The sequence below is a fragment of the Evansella clarkii genome (assembly GCF_002019695.1).
Classification (GTDB): Bacteria; Bacillota; Bacilli; order Bacillales; family Salisediminibacteriaceae; genus Evansella; species Evansella clarkii.
Genome location: NZ_KV917376.1, coordinates 3,036,272 through 3,058,949, shown reverse-complemented (window position 1 = coordinate 3,058,949; position 22,678 = coordinate 3,036,272). Strand labels below are relative to the sequence as shown.

General features: G+C 42.1%; 22 protein-coding genes. 3 read left to right on the top strand and 19 right to left on the bottom strand.

Translation table 11 applies throughout. The features are described 5' to 3' along the window. Positions 1 to 315: 315 nt before the first annotated feature. From mnmH to yneA, 7 genes are all read right to left on the bottom strand, one after another. On the bottom strand, positions 316 to 1,392 hold the full coding sequence (gene mnmH, locus BK582_RS14210) for a tRNA 2-selenouridine(34) synthase MnmH (RefSeq protein ID WP_078595692.1): 1,077 nt from the start codon (positions 1,390 to 1,392) through the stop codon (positions 316 to 318). Positions 1,393 to 1,663: 271 nt separating this feature from the next. Next, entirely contained in the window at positions 1,664 to 1,876 is a 213-nt protein-coding gene (locus BK582_RS14205; protein WP_078595691.1) for a YneF family protein, read from the bottom strand. Between the two features lie 112 nt (positions 1,877 to 1,988). After that, on the bottom strand, positions 1,989 to 2,459 hold the full coding sequence (gene sirA / locus BK582_RS14200; protein ID WP_078595690.1) for a sporulation inhibitor of replication protein SirA: 471 nt from the start codon (positions 2,457 to 2,459) through the stop codon (positions 1,989 to 1,991). A 358-nt stretch (positions 2,460 to 2,817) separates the two neighbouring features. Further along, positions 2,818 to 4,818: a transketolase gene (tkt, locus tag BK582_RS14195; protein ID WP_078595689.1), complete on the bottom strand. Its 2,001-nt coding sequence runs from the start codon at positions 4,816 to 4,818 to the stop codon at positions 2,818 to 2,820. Positions 4,819 to 5,090: 272 nt separating this feature from the next. Continuing rightward, a complete protein-coding gene (locus tag BK582_RS14190) occupies positions 5,091 to 5,339 on the bottom strand; it encodes a DUF896 domain-containing protein (RefSeq protein WP_078595688.1) in 249 nt (82 codons plus the stop codon). Positions 5,340 to 5,469: 130 nt separating this feature from the next. Beyond that, entirely contained in the window at positions 5,470 to 6,114 is a 645-nt protein-coding gene (locus tag BK582_RS14185) for a YneB family resolvase-like protein (protein WP_078595687.1), read from the bottom strand. Beyond that, positions 6,111 to 6,428, bottom strand: coding sequence for a cell division suppressor protein YneA (gene yneA, locus BK582_RS14180; protein ID WP_167553124.1), 318 nt, complete (start codon positions 6,426 to 6,428; stop codon positions 6,111 to 6,113). Before yneA ends, BK582_RS14185 begins: the two co-directional genes overlap by 4 nt. 214 nt (positions 6,429 to 6,642) lie before the next feature. On the opposite strand from yneA, the gene lexA reads away from it, so the two are divergent. Beyond that, positions 6,643 to 7,266 (top strand): transcriptional repressor LexA, encoded by a 624-nt coding sequence (gene lexA, locus BK582_RS14175; RefSeq protein WP_078595685.1) that lies wholly within the window; start codon positions 6,643 to 6,645, stop codon positions 7,264 to 7,266. A gap of 90 nt (positions 7,267 to 7,356) precedes the next feature. On the opposite strand, the gene ltrA is transcribed toward lexA, so the two are convergent. The 5 genes from ltrA to BK582_RS14150 all read right to left on the bottom strand — a co-directional run bounded on the left by ltrA (position 7,357) and on the right by BK582_RS14150 (position 12,790). Continuing rightward, the gene (gene ltrA, locus BK582_RS14170) at positions 7,357 to 8,595 is read right to left on the bottom strand and encodes a group II intron reverse transcriptase/maturase (RefSeq protein WP_078598020.1); all 1,239 of its coding nucleotides are present in this window, start codon (positions 8,593 to 8,595) and stop codon (positions 7,357 to 7,359) included. 597 nt (positions 8,596 to 9,192) lie between these two features. Continuing rightward, positions 9,193 to 9,468 carry a hypothetical protein gene (locus BK582_RS14165; RefSeq protein WP_078595684.1) on the bottom strand — a complete coding sequence of 92 codons (276 nt, stop codon included), beginning with the start codon at positions 9,466 to 9,468 and terminating at the stop codon, positions 9,193 to 9,195. Between the two features lie 244 nt (positions 9,469 to 9,712). Next, positions 9,713 to 11,221: a tripartite tricarboxylate transporter permease gene (locus tag BK582_RS14160; RefSeq protein ID WP_078595683.1), complete on the bottom strand. Its 1,509-nt coding sequence runs from the start codon at positions 11,219 to 11,221 to the stop codon at positions 9,713 to 9,715. Between the two features lie 23 nt (positions 11,222 to 11,244). Next, positions 11,245 to 11,727, bottom strand: a complete 483-nt coding sequence (locus BK582_RS14155; protein WP_078595682.1) for a tripartite tricarboxylate transporter TctB family protein — start codon at positions 11,725 to 11,727, stop codon at positions 11,245 to 11,247. Between the two features lie 94 nt (positions 11,728 to 11,821). Then, the gene (locus BK582_RS14150; protein ID WP_078595681.1) at positions 11,822 to 12,790 is read right to left on the bottom strand and encodes a Bug family tripartite tricarboxylate transporter substrate binding protein; all 969 of its coding nucleotides are present in this window, start codon (positions 12,788 to 12,790) and stop codon (positions 11,822 to 11,824) included. Between the two features lie 993 nt (positions 12,791 to 13,783). Here BK582_RS14150 and BK582_RS27835 point away from each other — a divergent pair. Continuing rightward, positions 13,784 to 14,014 (top strand): tyrosine-type recombinase/integrase, encoded by a 231-nt coding sequence (locus tag BK582_RS27835; RefSeq protein ID WP_420841246.1) that lies wholly within the window; start codon positions 13,784 to 13,786, stop codon positions 14,012 to 14,014. A 129-nt stretch (positions 14,015 to 14,143) separates the two neighbouring features. On the opposite strand, the gene glnA is transcribed toward BK582_RS27835, so the two are convergent. The 4 genes from glnA to spoVK form a co-directional block, all read right to left on the bottom strand. Continuing rightward, the gene (gene glnA, locus BK582_RS14140; RefSeq protein WP_078595680.1) at positions 14,144 to 15,481 is read right to left on the bottom strand and encodes a type I glutamate--ammonia ligase; all 1,338 of its coding nucleotides are present in this window, start codon (positions 15,479 to 15,481) and stop codon (positions 14,144 to 14,146) included. Positions 15,482 to 15,780: 299 nt separating this feature from the next. Then, positions 15,781 to 17,058: a methionine gamma-lyase family protein gene (locus BK582_RS14135; RefSeq protein WP_078595679.1), complete on the bottom strand. Its 1,278-nt coding sequence runs from the start codon at positions 17,056 to 17,058 to the stop codon at positions 15,781 to 15,783. Position 17,059: 1 nt separating this feature from the next. Then, positions 17,060 to 18,334, bottom strand: coding sequence for a GTPase HflX (hflX, locus tag BK582_RS14130; RefSeq protein ID WP_236939168.1), 1,275 nt, complete (start codon positions 18,332 to 18,334; stop codon positions 17,060 to 17,062). A 20-nt stretch (positions 18,335 to 18,354) separates the two neighbouring features. Continuing rightward, positions 18,355 to 19,311 carry a stage V sporulation protein K gene (gene spoVK, locus BK582_RS14125; RefSeq protein WP_078595677.1) on the bottom strand — a complete coding sequence of 319 codons (957 nt, stop codon included), beginning with the start codon at positions 19,309 to 19,311 and terminating at the stop codon, positions 18,355 to 18,357. 206 nt (positions 19,312 to 19,517) lie between these two features. On the opposite strand from spoVK, the gene BK582_RS14120 reads away from it, so the two are divergent. Beyond that, the gene (locus BK582_RS14120; protein WP_078595676.1) at positions 19,518 to 20,477 is read left to right on the top strand and encodes a tyrosine-type recombinase/integrase; all 960 of its coding nucleotides are present in this window, start codon (positions 19,518 to 19,520) and stop codon (positions 20,475 to 20,477) included. A gap of 74 nt (positions 20,478 to 20,551) precedes the next feature. Here BK582_RS14120 and hfq read toward each other — a convergent pair whose 3' ends face one another. From hfq to BK582_RS14105, 3 genes are read right to left on the bottom strand one after another with little or no spacing between them, the layout of a single operon-like run. Further along, entirely contained in the window at positions 20,552 to 20,794 is a 243-nt protein-coding gene (hfq, locus tag BK582_RS14115; RefSeq protein ID WP_078595675.1) for an RNA chaperone Hfq, read from the bottom strand. 46 nt (positions 20,795 to 20,840) lie between these two features. After that, positions 20,841 to 21,761 (bottom strand): tRNA (adenosine(37)-N6)-dimethylallyltransferase MiaA, encoded by a 921-nt coding sequence (gene miaA / locus BK582_RS14110; protein WP_139368253.1) that lies wholly within the window; start codon positions 21,759 to 21,761, stop codon positions 20,841 to 20,843. Between the two features lie 11 nt (positions 21,762 to 21,772). Next, positions 21,773 to 22,564 (bottom strand): class I SAM-dependent methyltransferase, encoded by a 792-nt coding sequence (locus tag BK582_RS14105; RefSeq protein WP_078595674.1) that lies wholly within the window; start codon positions 22,562 to 22,564, stop codon positions 21,773 to 21,775. Between the last annotated feature and the right edge of the window lie 114 nt (positions 22,565 to 22,678).

Here is a 22,678-nt window from a genome sequence, read left to right as displayed (position 1 = left end):
TGTTACTAAAGAATTATAAAGTGAACCTTCGATCAGTGGGGTGTTATTCATCCCCCACTGATTGTTAGTTGAACCAATCGGGATGTTAGCGTCCGTCATCTCCCGACTGAACTTCTTCGATTCCACTCCTGTTTTGAGGCGGGAGTTTTACGGACGGTTACATCGGGATAAAGCAAAAAGACATTACAATCATACCAAAAGAAAAATCTCCGGAAAAGTTAAACTTTTCTTAATTTTACTTCTCCGGAAATTTTTTCAAGGGCGATATTTAGTTTTCTTTAACCGAAAAGCTTTGCAGTACTCTAATATACCACTCTATAACGAGCCCGCCTGTTTCTTAACATAACCCTCGACTTCCTGTTCAATCACTTTTACAGCCTCTGCTTCACCCAGACCGGAAAGGCTGATTTTGCTATGAAGGTTATAATATTTTTCCGAATGGTGGTACCTCAAATCGTAATAGTCTAGTAACAGTAAGCGGAAAATTTTACGGTAATCTTTTTGTGAGAAAGCATAGTCGATTTCCTCTCTCGTTTCAGCAGTAAGTCTGTTTTTAATACTCCCGTATGCTTCATAAAGGTCATCATGATGTTTCAGCGGGGCATAGTCCTCATAAATCCGCTCCACTCTGCTTTTGATATTATCCTCTAAATGAATCGCTTTTCCCTGCTTTTTTAAACCAATCAAAAAATCCGGTACAATAATATTGCCAATTCTCCTGCTCTCCGCTTCCATTACCAGAATTCTCTTCCCTTCAAGTTCTTTAAGCTTGTGAACGAGATGGTATTCAAATTGTTTTTGAGTTCTTGGTTCTAATCCTACGTGGCCAAATATGGAGCCTCTGTGTTTTGCAATGCCTTCCAGGTCAAGAACCGGATATCCTTTTGACTCGAGCATAGTTAACCATTTCGTTTTTCCTGTTCCTGTATTGCCCGACAAAACAACCGTTCGCCAAGGTATTTTTGCGAGCTCGTTTAACTCCTCAGTAACGTTCTTCCGGACTGAGCGAATCCCTCCTGTAAGCTGGCGTACTGGCAGTCCAAGAGAGCTCATCATTGATACAAACGCACCGCTTCTCATGCCTCCTCTGGCACACATTACCACTGCTTCTTTCCCAGGATTGGAGTTAATAAGCGATGTCCATGTATCATAAAATTGAGGAAGCTTTTCTGAAAAGATAGAAATACCTTGTTTTTTTGCTACATCAGGGCTCACCTGTTTATATAAAGTTCCTATTTGCTTTCTTTCTTCATTTGTAAAAAGCGGTATGTTAACAGAGCCAGGAACATGAAATTCTTTAAATTCTCCTGGTGATCTGACGTCGATAAGGTAGTTGTTGTTTTTATTTAATTCTTTATAAGTTATTTGTAATTCATGCAGTGCCGCCAGCATGAATATCACCTGCCTTTAATTGCTCCAGCCATATTTATTGCTAAGAAGCTGCTTACTGTCTAAATCTTCTTCTCATTCGAACTATCGTTTATACATGTAAAAAACACTCCTGAAAACGGAGTGTTTACTTAAATATTATTTTCGGTATAAATATTGGCGCCGAAGTGTTGCACTCCAGCATGATAATACGGAATTAGTCCCTGCCCTAATCCTGTTGGATACGTGGGGCTTCACGGGAGAAGAGGAAGATAGTTCTTCCCCGCACTCCTTATTATTTCGTATTATTCTGCATTGCTTTCATCATTTGATTAATTTTCTTCTGCGATGGATTCATGCCCATTTGCATCATCATAACTCGCAGCATTTTTTCATTAATTGGCGGATTCTTTTTCATATAACTCATCATATACTGTCGGGCAATAAAGAAACCAATGGCGATTCCTGCCAACAGAGCGATGACACCGATTAGAATATACATCCACATATTCGGTGACCCTCCTTCTCTCTATGTTGTCTTCCAAATATATCAAACATCGGTTTGGACCTTATATATTATAACCTATTGCCCGGAACAATTAAAGAGTATTTAATTAGATTCATTTAAATGCCTTATTTGACTCTGACAATTCAGCAATCTCCATAGACTTTAACGGTTTTAGCCAGCCATATTGCTCTCTTGAAAAATCCATTGCAATAAACGTGCCATCGTAACTTCGCAATGCTTCGAAAAAACAGGCTTCCGAATCCTGGCTACCCTCTGAAAAGAGTTTAATATGCATTTTATATATAGCTAACCCTGCCTGGCTTCTTCTCTTTGGTGACATAATATAATGCTTATTATCTCTTATAATATAGCCTTCTGTTTCATTTAAATATTTATTTAAATGATCCTGGACCTCTAATTTGTTAATTTGCTGGATAATATACTGGATCTGTTTTTCAGTAGCTTCCTTTAATCTTCCTTTAGCTTCCCTGTTTTCCTGAAAAAGCTGAAATAATTTCGTTTCCATTCCATAATAATCTAACGCGACATCTTCCCGAATTTTATAGATATGATATTCTCTCATTATTTTCAGCTCCCCGTCGTTCGTCTTTCACTAAGTATAGCGGACCTCTTCACTGCATGATGTCAAAATCTGTCTCATAAAATGACTAATTTTGTCTAAAGTTTGAAAATTCTATCTTCGGCACTGATTTTGTATTATAAATACCCTTTTTGGCTCCTTTGTAAAATGCTCGTGCATAAGTCGAATAAATTTTTACAAGATAAGATTACCTTTGCTCTGTATATAGACTAAGGTTGATTTTTTATAGTTGATTTACGCGAGCGTCCTGTAATGAAAATCAACAACTAAGTTTAACAGAGCCTTTATATTAAACAACAAAAAAAGGACACACAAATTTCTGTGTGTCCCAGGGTGTATATTATTGTTTGTCCAATAGCTGTTTGAACTGAGCTGCAACGTTTTCAGCTGTAAAACCATATTCTTTGATTACTTTGTCTCCAGGTGCTGAAGCCCCGAATTTGTCAATCGCCAGCACTGAACCTTTATCTCCTGTGTAACGTTCCCAGCCAAGAGATGCAGCCATCTCAATACCTAAGCGGGCGGTAACATGAGGAGGAATAACTGATTCTTTATATTCCTTGCTCTGCTTTTCAAATCTGTCCCAGCTAGGCATGCTGACAACAGTTACGTAAATGCCTTCTTTTTCAAGTGCTTTTTGAGCATCTACTGCAAGAGGAACTTCAGAACCGGTTGCAAGGAGAAGTCCGTTTGGCTCACCGTTAGCTTCCGAAACAACATAGGCGCCTTTTTTAACACCTTCATATGCTTTCTCCTTCGTTCCTTCCAGTGTTGGAAGTCCCTGGCGCGTCAGAACAAGAGCAGTTGGCTCATCCTTGCTTTCCACTGCAAGTTTCCACGCAGCAATCGTTTCATTCCCGTCTCCAGGGCGAATGACAGAGATTCCAGGCATTGCCCGTAAAGCAGGGAGCTGTTCAACAGGCTCATGTGTAGGGCCATCTTCCCCAACTGCTATACTGTCATGAGTAAATACATAAGTCACAGGTACCTGCATTAATGCTGATAGACGCATTGCAGGGCGGAGATAATCAGAGAACACGAAGAATGTTGCTGCATATGGCTTTACTCCACCGTGGAGTGCCATACCGTTTGCAGCAGCAGCCATTGCAAATTCCCTTACACCGAACCAGATATTTCTTCCGGCGTAGTTATCTCTCGAGAAGTCATTCTCATCTTTAAGCATCGTTTTGTTTGAAGAAGCAAGGTCTGCTGAACCGCCAAACATATAAGGAACATTTTTGGCAAGGGCGTTCAGCGCTTTCCCGCCTGATTCCCTTGTAGCGACCTTGTCCCCAGTGGCGAATTCCGGAAGATCATTATCCCAGCCTTCAGGAAGTTCCCCTTTAATAGCGAGAGACAGCTGCTCTGCCAGCTCAGGATATTCCTGCTTGTACTCGTCGAACATTTCATTCCATTCTTTTTCCTTTTTAGCTCCTTCTTCCGCAAGCTTATTATAATGTTCAGCTACTTCATCAGGAACATGGAAATCTTTTTCGAAAGTCCACTTATATGCTTCCTTCGTCATTTTAGCTTCTTCTTCACCTAATGGTGCTCCATGGGAAGCAGACTTCCCGCTTTTCGAAGGTGAACCATAGCCGATAACCGTTTTTACTTCAATAAGAGTTGGGCGGTCATCTTCTTTCGCTTGTTCCACCGCATTTTCCAAAGCTTCAAGATCATTTCCGTCTTCTACACGGATTACCTGCCATCCATATGCTTTAAAGCGATCTTCTACGCTTTCTGAAAAAGATTCGTGAAGATCCCCATCGAGAGAAATATCGTTTGAATCATAAATTACAATTAGTCTGCCCAGTTTCAGGTGGCCAGCTAAAGAAGCAGCCTCGGCAGAAACGCCTTCCATTAAATCGCCATCGCCGCAAATGCTGTATGTATAATGATCAACTACATTAAAGCGATCGCGGTTATAAGTTGCAGCTAAATGCCTTTCCGCCATTGCAAATCCAACTGCCATCGCAACACCCTGGCCTAAAGGACCGGTAGTAGCTTCAACTCCTGGGGTGTGGCCGTATTCAGGGTGACCCGGTGTGCGGCTTCCCCACTGCCTGAAGTTTTTCAGGTCCTCCATTGTTACGTCGTAACCGTGAAGGTGCAGTAAGCTGTAAAGCAGCATTGATCCATGGCCTGCAGATAAGATGAACCGGTCGCGGTTAAACCAATCCGGATTCTTCGGATTATGATTCATATATTTTGCAAAAAGGGTATACGCCATTGGAGCAGCCCCCATCGGCATGCCCGGATGGCCGGACTGAGCCTTTTCAATTGCATCGATTGATAATGTACGAATCGTATTAATAGAGAGGTTATCAATATTGCCAGACATAAAAAGTCATCCTTTCATTGGAGATAGTGGTGTAATCTGCTACTTAACCATCATATACTTTCTATCTGGTTTAGACAACAGATTACGTATGGCTTTTACCCGGAATTACAAATGCTTATTCACAGATTTTTCATAAGTTACTGGGTGGCAGGCATAAAAAATATAGCTACCCATTTAGGATAGCCATTAAACGGTAATTCATGTGAAAAGGAGCTGATTTCTTTTTACAGCTGTTTCCATACTTGCAGTCAAAGATACAACAGACAGCAAAACTAGTGCCTGAAACCATTACCGCCGAAATTTTTTCTCTTTTCCTCTTTCAATTTCTCAGGAGTAACATCGGTTCCTTCTTGATCAACTACCTTAATGGATTTAAGCTGATTCTTGAAAGAACTTCTTACACTTTTTAGATACTCCTCCCGAAGTTTCTTCTGTTCTTTCTGTTCTTTTAAAGTGAGGCCGTCGGTTTTTGCTTTTCTGGCCAGGAAATTTATTCTGTCAAGTTTGTTTTTATCTAACATTCCATTACCTCCAGGTTACTCTAAACATTCCCTTGAACAGGGCTGTATGAAAAAGTTTATACTTATCTTTACCTTTTGATTTACATTTTTAATCCTACACAACAATAAGGCCCCTTGCAAGTTAAGGGGCCTAAGGCTGATTTTTCATATATTCCTGGTATCTTCGGTGTGCAGTAGCTTTTGATATTGAATAGCCAAAACCTCTCAGTGTAGCGGATATTTCATGGAAAGTAAGACCGGAATTTTTCAGGCGGACGATCTCGCTTACAGGCACCTCTTTTCGTTTACGGCCTCCGTATCCGGCAGCATTTTCCAGGTTTTTTTCCGGCCGGTAACCTTCTTCAACTGCCTTTTTCATTCCACGCTTAATTTTTACGTTATGAAGTTTCCGCTGGTATTCCTCTACTATTGAAACAATATCAAGAACCATCGTATCTGTGTCCGATAAGTGCAGTTCCCCCTGGTCCTTAACAGTATATATCTGTATTTCCCATTTTAACAGCTGATGAATTAGAGCCATTTTGGCATTCCCTCTGCCAAGCCTCGTATCATCCTGAATGAGCAGTGTGTCTGCTTCCCCTTCGCTGAAGAGGGACAGCATGTAAATAATGCCGTCTCTGTCTATATCATAGCCGCTGGCTTTTTCTTCAATAATTTCGATAATATGAATACCTTTTTCTGCCGCCAGCCGGGAGAGTTCTTCTTTCTGCCTTAAAATGGAGGAATCCTGTGTTTCTTTTTCCGTACTGACTCTTGCATATATTACCGCCTTCATTTTGCCGCCACTGCCTTAACCTCAACAGGAAGATACAGCTTCTGGCCGGGATATATTGCTTCACCTGTTATTGCGTTTTTTTCTTTCACCCACTGGAGGGTCTGTTCTATAGTAAGATCAATTTGTTTATGATGGGAAGAAGCGATACTCCATAAAGATTCACCTTCGGACACTACCCATTCTGATACCTCATACTCAGTCATATACTCAGGTTCACCTGCAGAAACAGAAGACCAGAAAAACAAGGCTCCTGCGATTACTATTAAAATTACAGACCAGTCGATACTTTTCTTTGCATTTTTTATGTATTTCATCCAAATCACCTCGTAATAAGAATGTTTGTTCGCATTTATTATACAAAGAACGTCTGTTCGTGTCAATAAACAGAACGAATGTTTGCACATTATTTTTTCACATGGTATAATGTTCCTAATTAATAGATTCCTATATTTTTCAGTAATGAACACTGCCGATCATGACTTATTGAAATAAATTCTTCTATTTTTACAGAAAACGAGGTGTGGTAAAATGACAAAACTGTCGAGACGTCAACAGGACATACTGGATTTTATTAAGGATGAGGTCAGTAAACGGGGATATCCCCCTTCTGTTCGTGAAATCGGGGAAGCTGTTGGACTTGCTTCCAGCTCTACTGTACACGGGCACCTTTCAAGGCTTGAAAAAAAAGGATATATTCGCCGTGACCCTACTAAGCCGAGAGCGATAGAAATAATCGGCGCGGAAAAGGAAGTTCAGAATGTTACAGAAAGCCCTTCTATTTATGTTCCAATCATAGGGAAGGTTACAGCCGGGCAGCCCATTACTGCTATTGAAAATATCGAAGAATATCTTCCTCTGCCAGCCAGTTTCGTACAGGATGAAAATTCTTTCATTCTTGAAATTTCCGGAGATTCTATGATTGAAGCGGGGATCTTTGATGGCGACTATGTTGTGGTACGCCAGCAGAGGGATGCTTCAAACGGAGATATTGTTGTTGCTATGACCGAAGACGAAGAAGCTACAGTAAAGCGCTTCTTCAAAGAAAAGGATTATATCAGGCTCCAGCCGGAGAACTCCACTCTGGAACCAATTATCTTAAGAAATGTCCACATCCTCGGAAAAGTTATCGGAGTTTTCCGCTCCGTGCACTAAGCAATCGAGTAGGAGGGGGTGATTAACCCCCGACCTCTCACACCACCGTACGTACGGATCCGTATACGGCGGTTTCATGAAAATCAGACGTTATATCAACGATTTCAAACCCATCCTGCGCCAGTAGGCGTCATTACGCGTATGGTGAAGAATTGGGCTACAGGCGACTCGCCAGTAGCCTTTTCTTGTGTTTCCCCATTCATAAGCCTTCTGCTTCGATACTCCTAAGGCGATTAAGTTTCTGACTTTCGTTTTCGGTTTCTTCCATTCTTTCCATCGTACCATTCGAAGTCTTCTTCTTATCCACTTCATTAATTCCTTTAATACCGAGGGTGTTTCCGCCAGTCGGAAATAATTTCTCCAGCCGACGATAAACCGGTTCAGCTTGCCAATTCTGTATTCCATAGGAATACTTTTCTTTCGGGAAGTAATCTCACGGATTCGATCTTTTGCCCGTTGGATTGATTTCCTGTGTATTCTTATTTTCGCTTTTCCTTTAGAAGAAGCTGTGAAGCTGAACCCCAGGAACTTTCGTTTCCACGGACGGTCTACCGCGCTCTTTTCCCGATTTACCTTTAGCTTCAGTTTATCTTCAATGAAGGTAATCATGTTCTTTCGGGTACGCTCTGCGGCTTTCTTTGACCCTGTATAAATCTGGCAGTCGTCCGCATAGCGGACAAAACGAATACTCCGTTTCTCCAGTTCTTTGTCCAATTCATCCAGGACAATATTTGAGAGAAGCGGGCTTAATGGACTCCCTTGGGGAGTCCCCATGTCGTTTTGCCTAACTAATCCGTTTTCCATGATTCCTGCCTGAAGGTATTTCCGGATGATACTCAACACCCTTCTGTCGCTAATACGGTAACTTAACGTTCGCATCAACCGGTCGTGGTTCACTTTGTCGAAGAATTTCTCCAGATCAATATCGACCACCCATGTGTACCCTTCGTTGATATACTGTTTTGCTTTCAACACGGCATCATGGGCTCGTCGTTTCGGGCGGAAACCGTAACTGTTCTTAGAAAATGTCGGATCGTAGATTCGTTGAAGGTAGAGATTAATGGATTGCTGGATCAGACGGTCCATGACAGTCGGGATCCCTAACTTCCGTTTACCCCCGTCCGGTTTCGGGATTTCGACTCGGCGGATCGGTGACGGTTGGTAGGTTCTCGACAAGAGCCCCTGGCGGATGGCAGACCATTCTTCGGAGATCTGGGATTTCAGTTCCGCAGTGGTAATGCCGTCAACGCCCTGGCTCCCTTTATTTTGGACTACCTTGAGATATGCTTTATTCAAATTGTCTCGGTGTAATATCTCTTCCAACATCACATTAACCTCCACGTGGCTCTTCCTTTCCATTGTGTGGTATCATTCTCCACGCTTCCTAAGCCCTGGAGGGATTCACCTCTGCTTCCTAGGCAAGCTGGTATGTTCTGTGTCATCGAATGATACGTACGCAGGTGGATGAGCACTCTTTTCATGATTCAGCCCTTCCCACAAAATCTAGAAATCTGTGGTACTATGGCTTCGGCTGACTTCTGACAGTTCAGTGATTCCTCCTGGAATCAGTTACCGCATTTGTACGGCGTTCCTGTCAGACCTCCCCGGGTAAGTGCATAAACTTCCTCTCCATATACCCGCCTCATTTACTGCCGGATCCTTCGGTCGTTAGGACTTTGACTTGTTTTGCAGCCTCATCCAGACCCGACAGCCTTGTATGAGATTCGTGTTCCTCGGGTCGGAGATTTGCCTCCGGCTTCCTTCAGATTCCGAGTCGCCCCGGACACCCTTGCCTTTAGCTAGCAGTTACAACGACCTTCACTGTTCGGGACTTGAACCCTAAAGCGTATGCACATGCCGGGCACACAAAAAAGAGTATCATACCTAAACGGTGTGATACTCTTTTTATTATTTTTCGGCTGACTTCTAATTAACTACAACCTCAATTGCCCGTTTATCGCTTCCCGGACCAGTATGAAGCATATAATGAATCGGGTGGAGGCCACGCTGGTCGTCATAATGCTTGTTGTTTAAAATCTTACCATTAGTAGGATCTGTGCCGTGAAATGGTTCTTCTTTAATGATAACTTCGTTTCCATTTGGTGTAATAATCTTATGCTCGTGTGCTGACACGCCTGCTGCTGCACCAAAAATAAAAGCTGCAGTAAGTGACATAACAAATGCTTTTTTAATTTTTTTCATATGTATCCTCTCCTTGATTATGGATTCAAATATAATTTTAACGCATAAAGCCCGTTCATCTTCATAAAACAGGTTAAAAAAGATTTTTTTGAGTAATATTGGCTCTAACGACCTATGAGGGAATACTACTTTAAAGTATGTACAAACTTTCAGCCCATCTTAAAACAGGGACTTTTCCTGGTCATCCGGATAAGCAGAAAATTGTAAATCCCGGCGCCAAAACGGCACCGGGAAAAGGAAGATTCTACGTTTGGGCATTTACTCTTCTGGTCTGCCAGACTGTAAATAAAATCATTAACACAGCCAGTATCAAGAATGTCAGTGATATAGGCCGGGAAAAAAATAATGTCCAGTCGGGATTCGCCATAAAAGCTCTTCTAAGGTTCACCTCTGCAATCGGTCCGAGGATGACCCCAATAATCACAGGAGCAAGGGCAAATTTATACTTTGCAAAAAAGTAGCCAACCACCCCTACAATAAGCAATAAATACAAGTCTGTAACCCGGTTGTTTAACACATATGTTCCAATAACACAAAGCATTAGTATAACAGGAACTAATATATGAGTTGGTATTTCTGTTACTCTGACAAAAAAACGGATGCCTAAAAACTGTGTAATCAGCATGAAAAAGGAAGCCACAAGAAACGCGATGAAAATGCTTCCCGCTATAGATGGCTCATTAGTCATTAAGAGCGGCCCTGGATTGATTCCATGGATCATCAGAGCTGATAACAGAACAGCAGTCACAGCTGAACCTGGTATACCAAGGGCGAGCGTAGGGATTAGGTCCCCGCCGACAGTTGAGTTATTTCCAGCTTCTGAAGCTACAATCCCTTCTTCGTGGCCTTCACCAAACTTTTTTGATTCCTTCGACCATTTCTTCGCCTGATCATAAGCAATAATGTTGGCAATACTGCCACCTGCCCCAGGAATAGCACCAATGACCGCCCCTATAACAGAAGATCGGATTAAGTTTAGTGGTCTTTTTACAACATTTATCAGTGTCTCTTTCGGTTTCAGAATGAATTTAATATCTTTAATTTTATCTTCCTGTTTCTTTTTATGGTCTTTTTCCAGCTCAGTTCGTTCAATTGAGTTTAACAAACGTGAGATAGCAAACATTCCTATTAAAACAACTAAAAAAGGTATGCCGGCGCGAAGCATCTGTATATCAAAAGAAAATCTTGAAACACCGACAATCGGATCTGCGCCTATTGTAGCAATCAATAGACCGAACACTCCGGCGATCAGTCCTTTTAATATTGATTCACCTGTTACACCAGCGATAATCGTTAACGCCGCAACAATCAATGAGAACATTTCCCACGGTCCGAACATTAGTGCAAAGCTGGCTATCTGAGGAGCTATCGTAATAAGTATAAAAAAGCTTACTATCGAACTTAAAAATGAAGCCCATATTCCAATAGAAAGTGCCTTTCCAGGCTGTCCTTTTCTTGCCATTGGGTAAGCGTCAAAAGTGGTAGCCACAGCTGAAGGTGTTCCGGGAATACCCAGTAAAGTTGCTGTAATCAGCCCTCCGGACATTCCGCCGACAAGCACTCCGATCATAGCTGCTATTCCGCCAACCGGATCCATACCAAAAGTTAATGGCAGTGTAAGTACTATTGCCATGGTTACTGAAAAACCTGGGATTAAACCAGCAACAATTCCTGCAACAACACCCAGGAGGATAATTATTAATATATGAAATTGAAAAATTTCCGCTGTTCCCTGTACAAATAATTCAAGCATAGCTGCACCTCCTTACTTAAAAACTAAAATAATAATCCATTTGGAAACCGTACATTAAGTGCGGTCTCAAAAAAGAAATACAAGCCTAGTGTCACCATAACCGAAACCGTACCCGCAATCACGATATCCTTTTTCTTTTTAGGACCGATAATTAATGCTGTAGCTACAATGAATAGAATGCTTGAAATAATAAAGCCCAGGATGGTAATAAAAACAATATACAAAACTAATACAGCAAAGGTGATAATTACTAATCTGTACTCCGTCCATATGTAATTCAGATTATCACGAAAGTTTCCCCTGATACGTTCATCCCTGCCTGAAATCATGTTTCTCACTTTTTGGATCAGTAACAGCAGGCAAAGTATAAATAATATGGATGCCACCAGGCGGGGATAAGACCCAGGATCCAGGTGGGTTTCATTTATTTGCGGAAAGCCGTCCGAATTAAAGTAGAGTAGAAGGCAAAGCAGGATTATCAATATACCAATCACTATTTCTCCCATAATCTTAGTACCTCCGTTTGAATATGGTAATTTAAACGAGCAGAGGGCGATGAGAATCGCCCTCCGGAATTAATATTTGTATTGTTGTCAGTACTTAGTCGAGTTCAATACTGGAAATAACTTCTTCAATAATCCTGTTTTGCTCTTCAAGGTAATTTGTGAATTCTTCGTGCCCCATATAATTCACACTGGCACCAAGTGATTCAATTTCATCTCTGAATTCTTCACTATTAGCAACTTCTTCAAATTTTTCTTCTAAAATAGCTATTATCTCCGGATCTGTACCACCCGGGGCTACATATCCCCGGTTAATTCCCATAGTGAAATCGATGCCGCTTTCAATTAGTGTTGGCACATCTGGAACAGCATCTGAACGTTCTTCAGTTCCAATAGCTATGAACTTCATATGTCCAGCTTCAACAAACTCTGACGCCGATGGATAATCGGCGATAACTGCATCAACATGTCCTCCTGCAAGAGCCTGAATTGCTTCCCCCAAGCCTTCATAACCAACTAAGTTATAATTAATATCCAGTTCTCTACCTAACTGTTCCACCCAGACACGGGGGATCCCGCTTATTGTACCACCAAAATTAATCTGATTTTCCTGCCCATATTCAATGAATTCTTCAAGAGAATCTACTCCAAGTTCACTCGAAACAGTCAGTATCTGGTCAGATGCAGACATGGAAGAAATAGGAACGAAATCGTCGTAATTTATCTGGGTAACACCTGAATGGTGAGCAACGATATGACCTTCATGCAATTGCCCGATATTATATCCATTCGCGTCTCTTTCCAGTAACTCTTCCATACCTACTGTACCGCCGACCCCTGGAATGTTTACTACAACAATTGACTCGTCTATCGTGTTTTCTAAATGATCAACAACTACCCGGCCCTCAATGTCACTTCCTCCACCTGGATCCCAGGGAATAACCATTTCAATCTCCCGGTTTGGATAGTCTTCAGCCGATCCTTCGTCACCGCCGCAAGCGGTGAGAATCAGAGGGGCCGCAGCAACGAGCATGAAACAATTTAACAACCACTTACACTTCCTCATTAGTCTCTCTCCTTTTTAAAAAGTAATTATGTAATAATAAATTACATATCTCAAATGATCTGATGATTCCCTCTTTAAAGAAATAATTAATTTTTAAAAATCATCTGAATATTATTTGTCATTATAAGTGATAATTCCCTTACAGTCAATTACAAAAATAGGTAATTTCCTTTCTTTTTGTTGTTTTTTTAGTTTTTTCAATAACTTTTTGTCATAAGTTATGCGATCACGCCCTTACATTGTCAGGATTATAACTAATGAAGAATATTAACAGCTAACAGGGATTTTAGCCGCCCCGTTTTCGGTCATCGAGCAAAAAAGAGGACCATTATAGGGCTTCTTTGCTTTTATAGTTAAAGTTGCAACTTAAATTCACACCTTTTGAAAATGGAGGTTCAGGTAAAAGTTTTTACCGCTCCGTTTTTATAACCTGAGTTAAACAATACTTTACTAAAGTAAAAGAGGGTGTCTCTTCCTCTGCGAGCATCGCTTTAGAGTGTATACGTCGAGACAACTCGCAGCGGATTCGTGAGGTAACGCTCGTCCCTGCGGGGTCTTCAGCTGTTGCTTTTCCCGCGGGAGTCGCCGCCTGCCACTCTTTCGAGCTATTTTAATAAATTTGAAAAATAAAGAAGTCGCTCCTTTTAGTATGATTTAAGCGCCACACACAGAGGAACCAGAAGAATAAGCCTAAATCTTTCTCTCATTATCTAACACTAATTCAAGTTTATTAACTGTTCTCTTACCTGGATTACTAACTCACCAAATGTATTTTATATATATGGAGTCTTTAATGCTTTCTTTCTCTGATCAACAAAGCTGGCAGCATCTAATTTTCTGTTAGCAAGGATAATAATAAACTTACTAAAACCATAAGCATGTAAAGTGATTGCCGCTAGCCAAGTGAATAGGCTAAGCATTTTTTACCAAATAAGTTATCATTGTGTTTCTCCATTAGCTGCTTAACTTTTTGCTTAGTATCTTTTTCAACGCATTGGAACGGATTTTAAAACGTGGGGGACTCCCTCAAATACCCATAATGCGCTTAGAGATACACATGCTGTAATGCTTTTGGAAGCAGGCGAAAGCCTTGAATATGTACAAAGGCGGCTAGGACATAAAAGTTATCAAACAACTGCTGATATATATTCTGATATCTCTAAGAAAATTGAGCAAGATACACTTGGCAAATACGAAGATCATATGAATGATGTGTTGAAGTAACTTTTAATTTTTTTTTTGGCTTTTTTATGTGGGTATATTGAGGGCAAGTAGTCAAAAAACATCTGCATAAAAATTAACCCACGAATAAAAAACCCTCAGAACCTTTATGGCTCTAAGGGTTTTTTATTCTTAATACGTGCTCATATACTGTTCTCTCTCCCAAGGGTGGACCTGGGTTCTGAACATATCCCATTCGATTTCTTTTGCTTCTACAAAGTGCTCTAAAGCGTGCTCTCCAAGGGATTTTGTGATAACTTCGTTCTTTTTCAGTGCGTTAATCGCTTCCTTCAGCGTAGCTGGCAGTGCTTTAATACCTTCTGCATCACGCTCCTCTTCATCCATTGCATAGATGTTTCGGTTCGTTTCTTCCGGAGGAGTCATTTCATTGCGGATTCCGTCCAGGCCGGCTGCAAGAAGAGCCGCCATTGCCAGGTAAGGATTCGCTGCAGGGTCCGGACTGCGTACTTCAATACGTGTGCTGATACCTCTGGAAGAAGGAATTCTTACAAGCGGTGAACGGTTACGCATTGACCAGGCGATATAGCAAGGTGCTTCATAGCCAGGAACAAGACGCTTATAAGAGTTAACTGTCGGATTAGTAATTGCAGTAAAGGCATCTGCGTGTTTTAATGTCCCTGCAAGGAACTGCATAGCCGTTTCACTCAGCTGATTTTCTGTGTCAGGATCGAAGAAAGCATTCTCATTGTTTTCACGGAAGAGGGACATGTTGGCGTGCATTCCGCTTCCGTTAACACCGAATAATGGCTTAGGCATGAATGTTGCATGCAGGCCGTGTTTACGGGCGATTGTCTTAACAACGAGTTTGAATGTCTGGATGTTATCGCATGTAGTTACCGCATCAGCATATTTAAAGTCAATTTCATGCTGTCCTGGTGCTACCTCGTGGTGGGAAGCCTCAATTTCAAAGCCCATGTCTTCCAGTTCAAGCACGATATCACGGCGGCAGTTTTCACCAAGATCAGTCGGCGCCAAGTCGAAATATCCGCCTTTATCATTAAGCTCCAGAGTCGGCTCACCTTTTTCATCATTTTTGAATAAGAAAAATTCAGGTTCAGGACCGATGTTGAAATCAGTAAATCCAAGGTCTTCCGCTTCTTTCAGTACCTTTTTCAATACTCCGCGGGGATCTCCGGCGAATGGAGTTCCATCCGGGTTGTATACGTCACAGATAAGCCTTGCAACTTTCCCTTTCTCCGGCGTCCACGGGAAGATAACCCATGTGTCCAGATCAGGATATAAATACATGTCGGACTCTTCAATTCGAACAAAACCTTCGATGGAAGATCCGTCAAACATCATTAAGTTATCCAGCGCTTTAGTAAGCTGGGTAACAGGAATTTCTACGTTTTTAATGATTCCCATTAAATCTGTAAACTGGAGTCTGATAAATCGTACATTTTCTTCGTCTGCCATTCGTAAAATATCTTCTTTAGAAAACTTGCTCATGTAAAATTTCTCCTCCTCAGAATGTTGTGCCACTTTGTCGTGTGGCTTAGTAAGTCTAACCTTCCACTTTCCTTACTGTTGTAAACGAGTCGGCAAATCAAATTGATCTGCTCACTATGTAACTCGTTTAACTATTAGCTTAACTGTATTCTAACGGACATTATTTATCCTGTGTTAAATCGTGTCAGATTATCTGACACGTTAATTTTTCTGACAAAACAAAACATTTTCACAAAGCCCGTCACAGCAGCAAGAAAAGAGGAAAGGATATTATTACTCCTTCCCTCTTACTTGCCTGTTTAATCCTCTTTTAATCGAAGCAACCCCTCTTTGAGAAGCCGTGCCGCTGCATCAGTTACTGCAATTTTAACATGTTCATATGTAAGCCCGCCCTGTACATAGGCAGTGTATGGAGGCCGCAGCGGCCCATCCGCTGTAAGTTCAATGCTCGCACCCTGGATAAAAGTTCCGGCAGCCATGATGACATCATCTTCATACCCTGGCATCGGACTTGGCTGCGGGCTCACATGAGCATCAACAGGGGAAGCTCCCTGTATTGCCTGGCAAAAAGCAACCATCATATCTTTATCCGGAAAGCTGACAGACTGAATTAAGTCAGTCCTTGGCTCGTCCCAGGCCGGAGAAGTTTCCATGCCTGCAAGAGATAAAAACCGGGACGTAAACATCGCCCCCTTTAGTGCCTGGCTTACTACGTGGGGAGCCAGAAAAAGTCCCTGGTACATTTCCAGGAGGCTGTAAAGCGAAGCTCCTCCCTTACTGCCTATTCCTGGTGCAGTAAGGCGGTTGGCGCATTTTTTAATATACTTTTCCTTACCTGTAAGATAGCCACCTGTTTTTACGAGGCCTCCCCCTGGATTTTTTATTAACGAGCCAGCCGTCACATCGGCTCCCACATCTCCAGGTTCCTGCATCTCTGCAAACTCGCCGTAGCAGTTATCAACAAAAACAATAAGTTCTTCATTTTTTTCCTTTATAAACCGGACCATTTCCCCTATTTCATCAATGGTGAACGATGGGCGGTTATCATACCCTTTTGAGCGCTGAATCCCGATTACTTTTGTTTTGGGGGTAATTTGGCTTTGCACATTTTCATAGTCCACTCCGCCATCACCTTTAAGAGGTACATATTTATAAGTGATGCCAAAATCCATTAAGGACCCATCAATATCTCCTCTTAACCCGATAACTTCTTCAAGGGTATCATAAGGCTTACCTGTTATATAAATCAGCTCATCTTCCGGGCGGAGCAGGCCGAACAGAGCTGTGCTGATTGCATGTGTCCCCGATACGATCTGGGGCCTCACAAGGGCGGCTTCTCCGCCGAACACCTGGGCATAAATACTTTCCAGTGTTTCTCTGCCGGAATCGTCATACCCATAGCCTGTCGATGGGTTAAAATGGAACTCTGAAACTTGATGTTCCCGGAAAGCCTTTAACACTTTCCGCTGATTTGCTTCACTTATTTTCTCTGTTTCATAAAAAAGCGGAGCCAGGTCCTTCTGTGCTTTTTCCGCAAACTCTTCAAGCAGTTGTAAATTCTTTATGTTTTCGTTCATCTTACTCTCCTCTGCCAGATCTCTTCTGCATTTCATGGTAAATAGCTGTGTCCGGGTGTGCGTAACCCCTCACGATATACTGTTCATTATCCTCCACAAATTTTTGCTCAGAAACAATTGTCTCTTTCTGAAGACGATGGAGCCATTTTCCCTCGGCTGCATTTATGTGAATAACGTACGGGGAGAAATTTTCCTCCATCACACTTTCGATTTTCCGCTGAAGCTTGTCCAGATCTTCTTTCTCCCTGGCACTTATTAAAACAGATGGCCCCTCTGTAAAGCCAAAGAAATCACTCTTCAGTAAATCTCTTTTATTATAAACAGTAAGAAGTGGTATCTTGTCCGCTTCCAGTTCTTCTAACAGCTTATAAACGGTCTTCTCGTGGTTTGGAAAATCAGGGTTTGCTCCATCTACAACATGCAAAATTAAGTCCGCTTCTTTTACCTCTTCTAAAGTAGATCGAAACGCAGCAATCAGTGCAGTAGGAAGCTGCTGGATAAACCCTACTGTATCAGTAAGGAGCACTTCGATTCCCGATGGCAGCTTCATTTTTTTTGTCGTTGGATCCAGAGTGGCAAACAGCTGATCTTCCACATAAACATCTGCTTCCGCCAGCATACTCAGTAAAGTGGATTTCCCTGCATTCGTGTAGCCGACAAGGGAAATTTGAAACGCCTGATTTCTTTTTCTTCTGCTTCGGTATCTTTCACGATGAGAAACTATCTGCTCAAGCTGATGGCGAATATCTGTCATTCTGTTTCGTATATGCCGCTGGTCTGTCTCCAGCTGGGTTTCCCCAGGGCCCCTTGTACCAATTCCGCCCCCGAGACGGGAAAGCATCTGGCCCTGCCCCCGCAGCCGTGGGAGAAGGTAATTAAGCTGGGCAAGCTCTACCTGCAGTTTCCCTTCCCTAGATCCTGCACGCTGCGCAAAAATATCAAGGATAAGCTGGGTGCGGTCAATAATCTTTACATCAAGTCTGTCAGTTAAATTTCTTAGCTGGGAAGGAGAGAGCTCATCATTGAAGATTACGAGCTCTATTTCCTTCTCTTCGATTACTGCTGTGATTTCCTCTACCTTGCCTTTACCTATATAAGTGGCAGAATCAGGACGGTCTTTATTCTGAATTGCTTCAGCTGCTACCTTGCCTCCAGCTGTTTTAACAAGTGCCGCCAGCTCCTCCATCCGGTAGAGAAACGCTTCTTCGTCCGTTGTTTGTGTTTTAAGCCCAACCAGCAATACTTTTTCTTCGTCTATGTTTACACGAGGCTCCAAATTTAGCTCCCCTTTCTGCATTATCCAAGTTTCAGGTCGCTGCTGTGGAAGGCTGCTGTAAGATCAGCGCTTTTAATTAACATAAGCTGATCTCTTTCATAACTTTCTTCATCAAGCAGCCTTTTTGCCTGAGCACGGATTGATTTTTCCAGAAGGTTTCTAATAAACCTTCCATTGCTGAAATGCTCCTCATGCTTGCTTTTCATGAAGGCGAGCAAGTCTCTTAACGTTTCTATTGCACGATCTTCCAGTTTATAATCTCTTTCCTGCACCATTTTTTCTGCCATTTTTACTAATTCGTCGACTGTATAATCAGGAAAAGTAATTTTCATGGAGAAGCGGGAAGGCAGACCAGGATTCAGTTTCAGGAACCGGTCCATTTCCTTTGGATAACCTGCTAATATGAGTACAAAAGCATGCTGCTGGTCTTCCATCGCTTTAACGAGGGTGTCTATCGCTTCTTTTCCGAAATCTTTTTCCCCGCCCCGTGCCAGGGAATAAGCTTCATCTACAAAAAGTATTCCACCGAGAGATTTTTGCACGAGGTCCCTTGTTTTCTGTGCAGTATGCCCAATGTATTCACCTACGAGATCAGCTCTCTCAGCTTCAATTAAATGCCCTTTCTCGAGCACGCCCATCTCTTTAAACATTTTCGCCACCAGACGGGCTACGGTCGTTTTTCCAGTCCCCGGATTACCCTTAAAAACCATATGAAGTACTTGTTTACCGGTTTTCAGGCCATTTTCCTTTCGTTTCTGGTTTAAATAAAGCCAGGCATATATTTCTTTCATAAATTCCTTTATTCCGGAAAGCCCGACGAAAGCTTCAAGCTCACGCTGTATCTCTTTATACGCGTGGTGTTCCGGCTTCTGGAGAAGATCGGATGTATGCTGTGAGAGAAGGGCCGGCTCATTTGCTGTCTTTTTAAGAACAACATTTATCTGCCCTTTTTTTCTCATTCTGGCTGTCTGTTCCATCGAGGTCACCATCCTCTATTGTATAGTGGAAATTATTCTCTCACAACTACTATACGCAGACAGTGCGTACACGTGACAAATGCCTACGCAAAACCTGCTGATGTAAAAATATCTCCAAAGCTTACAATAAAAAGTTTTTACAGGACAAAGTTCAGTAAAGTGAATTATACTCTAATTAACTAATCCTTACAAAAGTGGTGAAGTGTATGGACTATGAAAAGGAAATTGTACGGTTTATCAGTTACCTTTCTCCAGAAAAACAGCCGAGCACCTTGAGACGTTACCGGTATGACCTTATACAGTTTTTTACCTGGCTGGAAAAAGCGGGTGATGATGAGAAAGAGCAAAGACTGCCTGGAAAAGACGAAGGCGCTGCTTATTACTCGTATTTAACAGAAGAAGCTGGTTACGCTCCAGCCACTATAAGAAGGATACTGGCGGTGCTCAGACAATGGTTTTTATATTTTGAAGATTACCTGGCTGTTAATTTAATTGAAGGTTTTATTAATGAAACAAAGGTTACCCTTTCTTCGGATGAGCCGCCGTTTTTACTGCCGGAAGAAGTGGAAAGAATCTTTGAAACTTTACCTTCGGACAGAGGGCTGACTGAAAACCAGCTTAAATACCGCCATTTAATCAGAGACAGAAATGAAGCTGTTTTCCGCCTGATCATATTTTACGGCCTAACCATTCAGGAGCTCACCAACCTGACACTTGATCATATTCATTTCACTTCAAATGAACTTGAGCTAATCAGCCGAAAAGGGAAAAAACGAAAAAAAACCATTGACCCGGAAGACCGCAGGAAGTTGTTTCAATATTATATGAGTGTGCCCGAGCCAGTAAGACCTAACCGGTATGACAATGCCCCATTCCTGATTGCTTTTGACTATCAGAGAGGAACATACCGCTGGGATTATAAAAATAACCGCCCTAAAAATCTCACGGAAGTTTCTCTCCAGAAAATGATTCGCCAGGAGATGCAGCGCGCAGGCCTGCCGAATAAATCAGCACAGCAGCTGAGAAAAACGTATATAATTAATCAGCTCATCCAGGGAATAGACAAAAAGACGCTACGGGATGAGCTGGCATTTGAAACAACACAGCCTCTTGACGACCTGGCGGAATGGGCCTTGCAGATTAAAGAAAGAGGATTTATAAGCTAGCCTGCATAAGCGATCCGATATGGGGAATAAATTTTAAAAAACAAGCTTCCACAAAGCAAGTGGAAGCTTGTTTTTTATCCGTTATTGTTTTCCTGATTATTAAGCTGAACGTTTCTTTGTGGTGAAAAAGTAGAGATAGCATGTTTATAAACTAACTGCTGTTTTCCGTCCGTATCTAAAATTACCGTGAAATTATCAAAGCTTTTTACAAAGCCACGGAGCTGGAAACCGTTCAATAAGAAAACCGTTACTGGAATATTTTCTTTTCTTAATTGGTTCAAAAATTGATCCTGAATATTTACTGGTTGCTGTTTCATCGTCAAGCAGGCCTCCCTCTATTTACATTATTATCTATATTCGCTATTAATAACAGCTTTCCTTCACAAATTGGTGAATTTCTTTCAGCTTTTTTTCTCGGTCTCCAGTCATGTCAAACCAGGTTAAGTCCATTTTATTCCGGAACCATGTGAGCTGCCGTTTAGCATATCTCCTGGAATTTCTCTTTAACAGTTCAATGGCGTCCTCTCTGGAAAGCCTTCCTTCGAGGAATTCATATATTTCCTTATACCCGATTGCCTGAACCGACTGGCAATCTTTGATACCAGCGTGGTAAAGACGCTCAGCTTCTTCAATCAACCCCTGATCAACCATCAGATCTACTCGTTTATTGATTCGCTCATATAATAATTCCCGCTCCATCGTCAGCCCGATCAAAGCAGTATCATAAGGAGATTTATCAGGCTGCCCAGGCCTTTCTGCGATTGTTTTGCCTGTCAGCTTATATACTTCCAGCGCCCGGATAATTCGCCGGACGTTATTAGGATGCAGCTGCCCGTAGCTGGCAGGATCAATGCTTTTCAGTTTATTATGTAAGGCTTCAGCTCCGTGCTGACGGGCAAACTCCTCCATTTCCTTTCGGTATTCCAGGTCTCCCTCTGTCTCTGAAAAATCATAGTCGAAAATCACCGCATTTAAATAAAGTCCGGTTCCCCCAACAATGATAGGCAGCTTTCCTTTATTATTAATTTCCTCAATTAACTGTCTGGCTCGCTCCTGAAATTCCGCTGCAGAAAACGAGTCTCTTGGATCTTTTATATCAATCAGGTGATGGGGGATGCCGTCCATTTCCTCCGGAGTCACTTTTGCCGTTCCAATGTCCATCCCTTTATACACCTGCATAGAGTCCCCGCTGATCACTTCCCCGTTGAACGCCTTCGCAAGGGAGATACCAGTGTCTGTTTTCCCAACAGCTGTCGGACCGGCAATAACTATTAGCTTCATCATTTAATTCCACCTTAGCCGTTTAATTCAATTACACCAAAATGATAGGTTGCTGAAGGCCTGACCTGCACTTCAAAACCAAACCGGCTGAATCTGCTGCTCCGAAAATGGTCTTTTAGCACAACACGTTTTTTCGCCACTCTCAAGGCTTCCTCCACAGCTTCCCCGGTTAACGGCTGATGCACAGTAAAAGGCCTCATTGCATCAAACCCGTCTGAACCGGATACCGCCTCTTCAAACATAGGATCAAAATAGATGATATCAACAGAGTTATCTGACTGTTTTTTTAACCAGTCAAAGTGGGAAGTGCCTGTAACACGAACTCTTCTCATTGCTTCATCAACTTCAGCGAGACCGCTGTTATACTCCTTCATTCCTTGTTTTACAATATAAGCTATAATTTCAGATTGCTCTGCTCCTGTCACCTCTCCCGTTACTCCAGCTGCGAGGCTGGCGAGAATGGAGTCAGAAGCAAGCCCAAGAGTGGCGTCGAAAAAACTGTCTCCAGGTTGAATCCTGCAGGCGTCCGTTAAGGGGTCCTCCTTTGTTTTCAGCCAGTGTTTCGCCCGGAACATAGCTGCATTAGGATGAAAGAAAAATGGAGGACGATCTGGTTCTGCAGGATAAACAGCCAGCTTGTCTGCCCCTGCTGTAATAAGAGGCGAACGATGTGCCTCAAGTAATTGTTTCACCGTCCTCTTTTTCCTTTCAATATACATAGCGTTCAGGTTCCTCGCCGTTTGCTTTGCTCTGTACACTGTCTCTTCCGAAGGTCGCCCAGCTGTAGTTACAAGTAATTTATTCATACACTCAGCCTCTTCTGCATTGCTGATTTTTTCCGCAGATTACTATTTTACCTGCAAGGAAGAAAATATAAACCTATTTTCCTGTTAAAAGATATATCCTTCCCCTTCCCTATT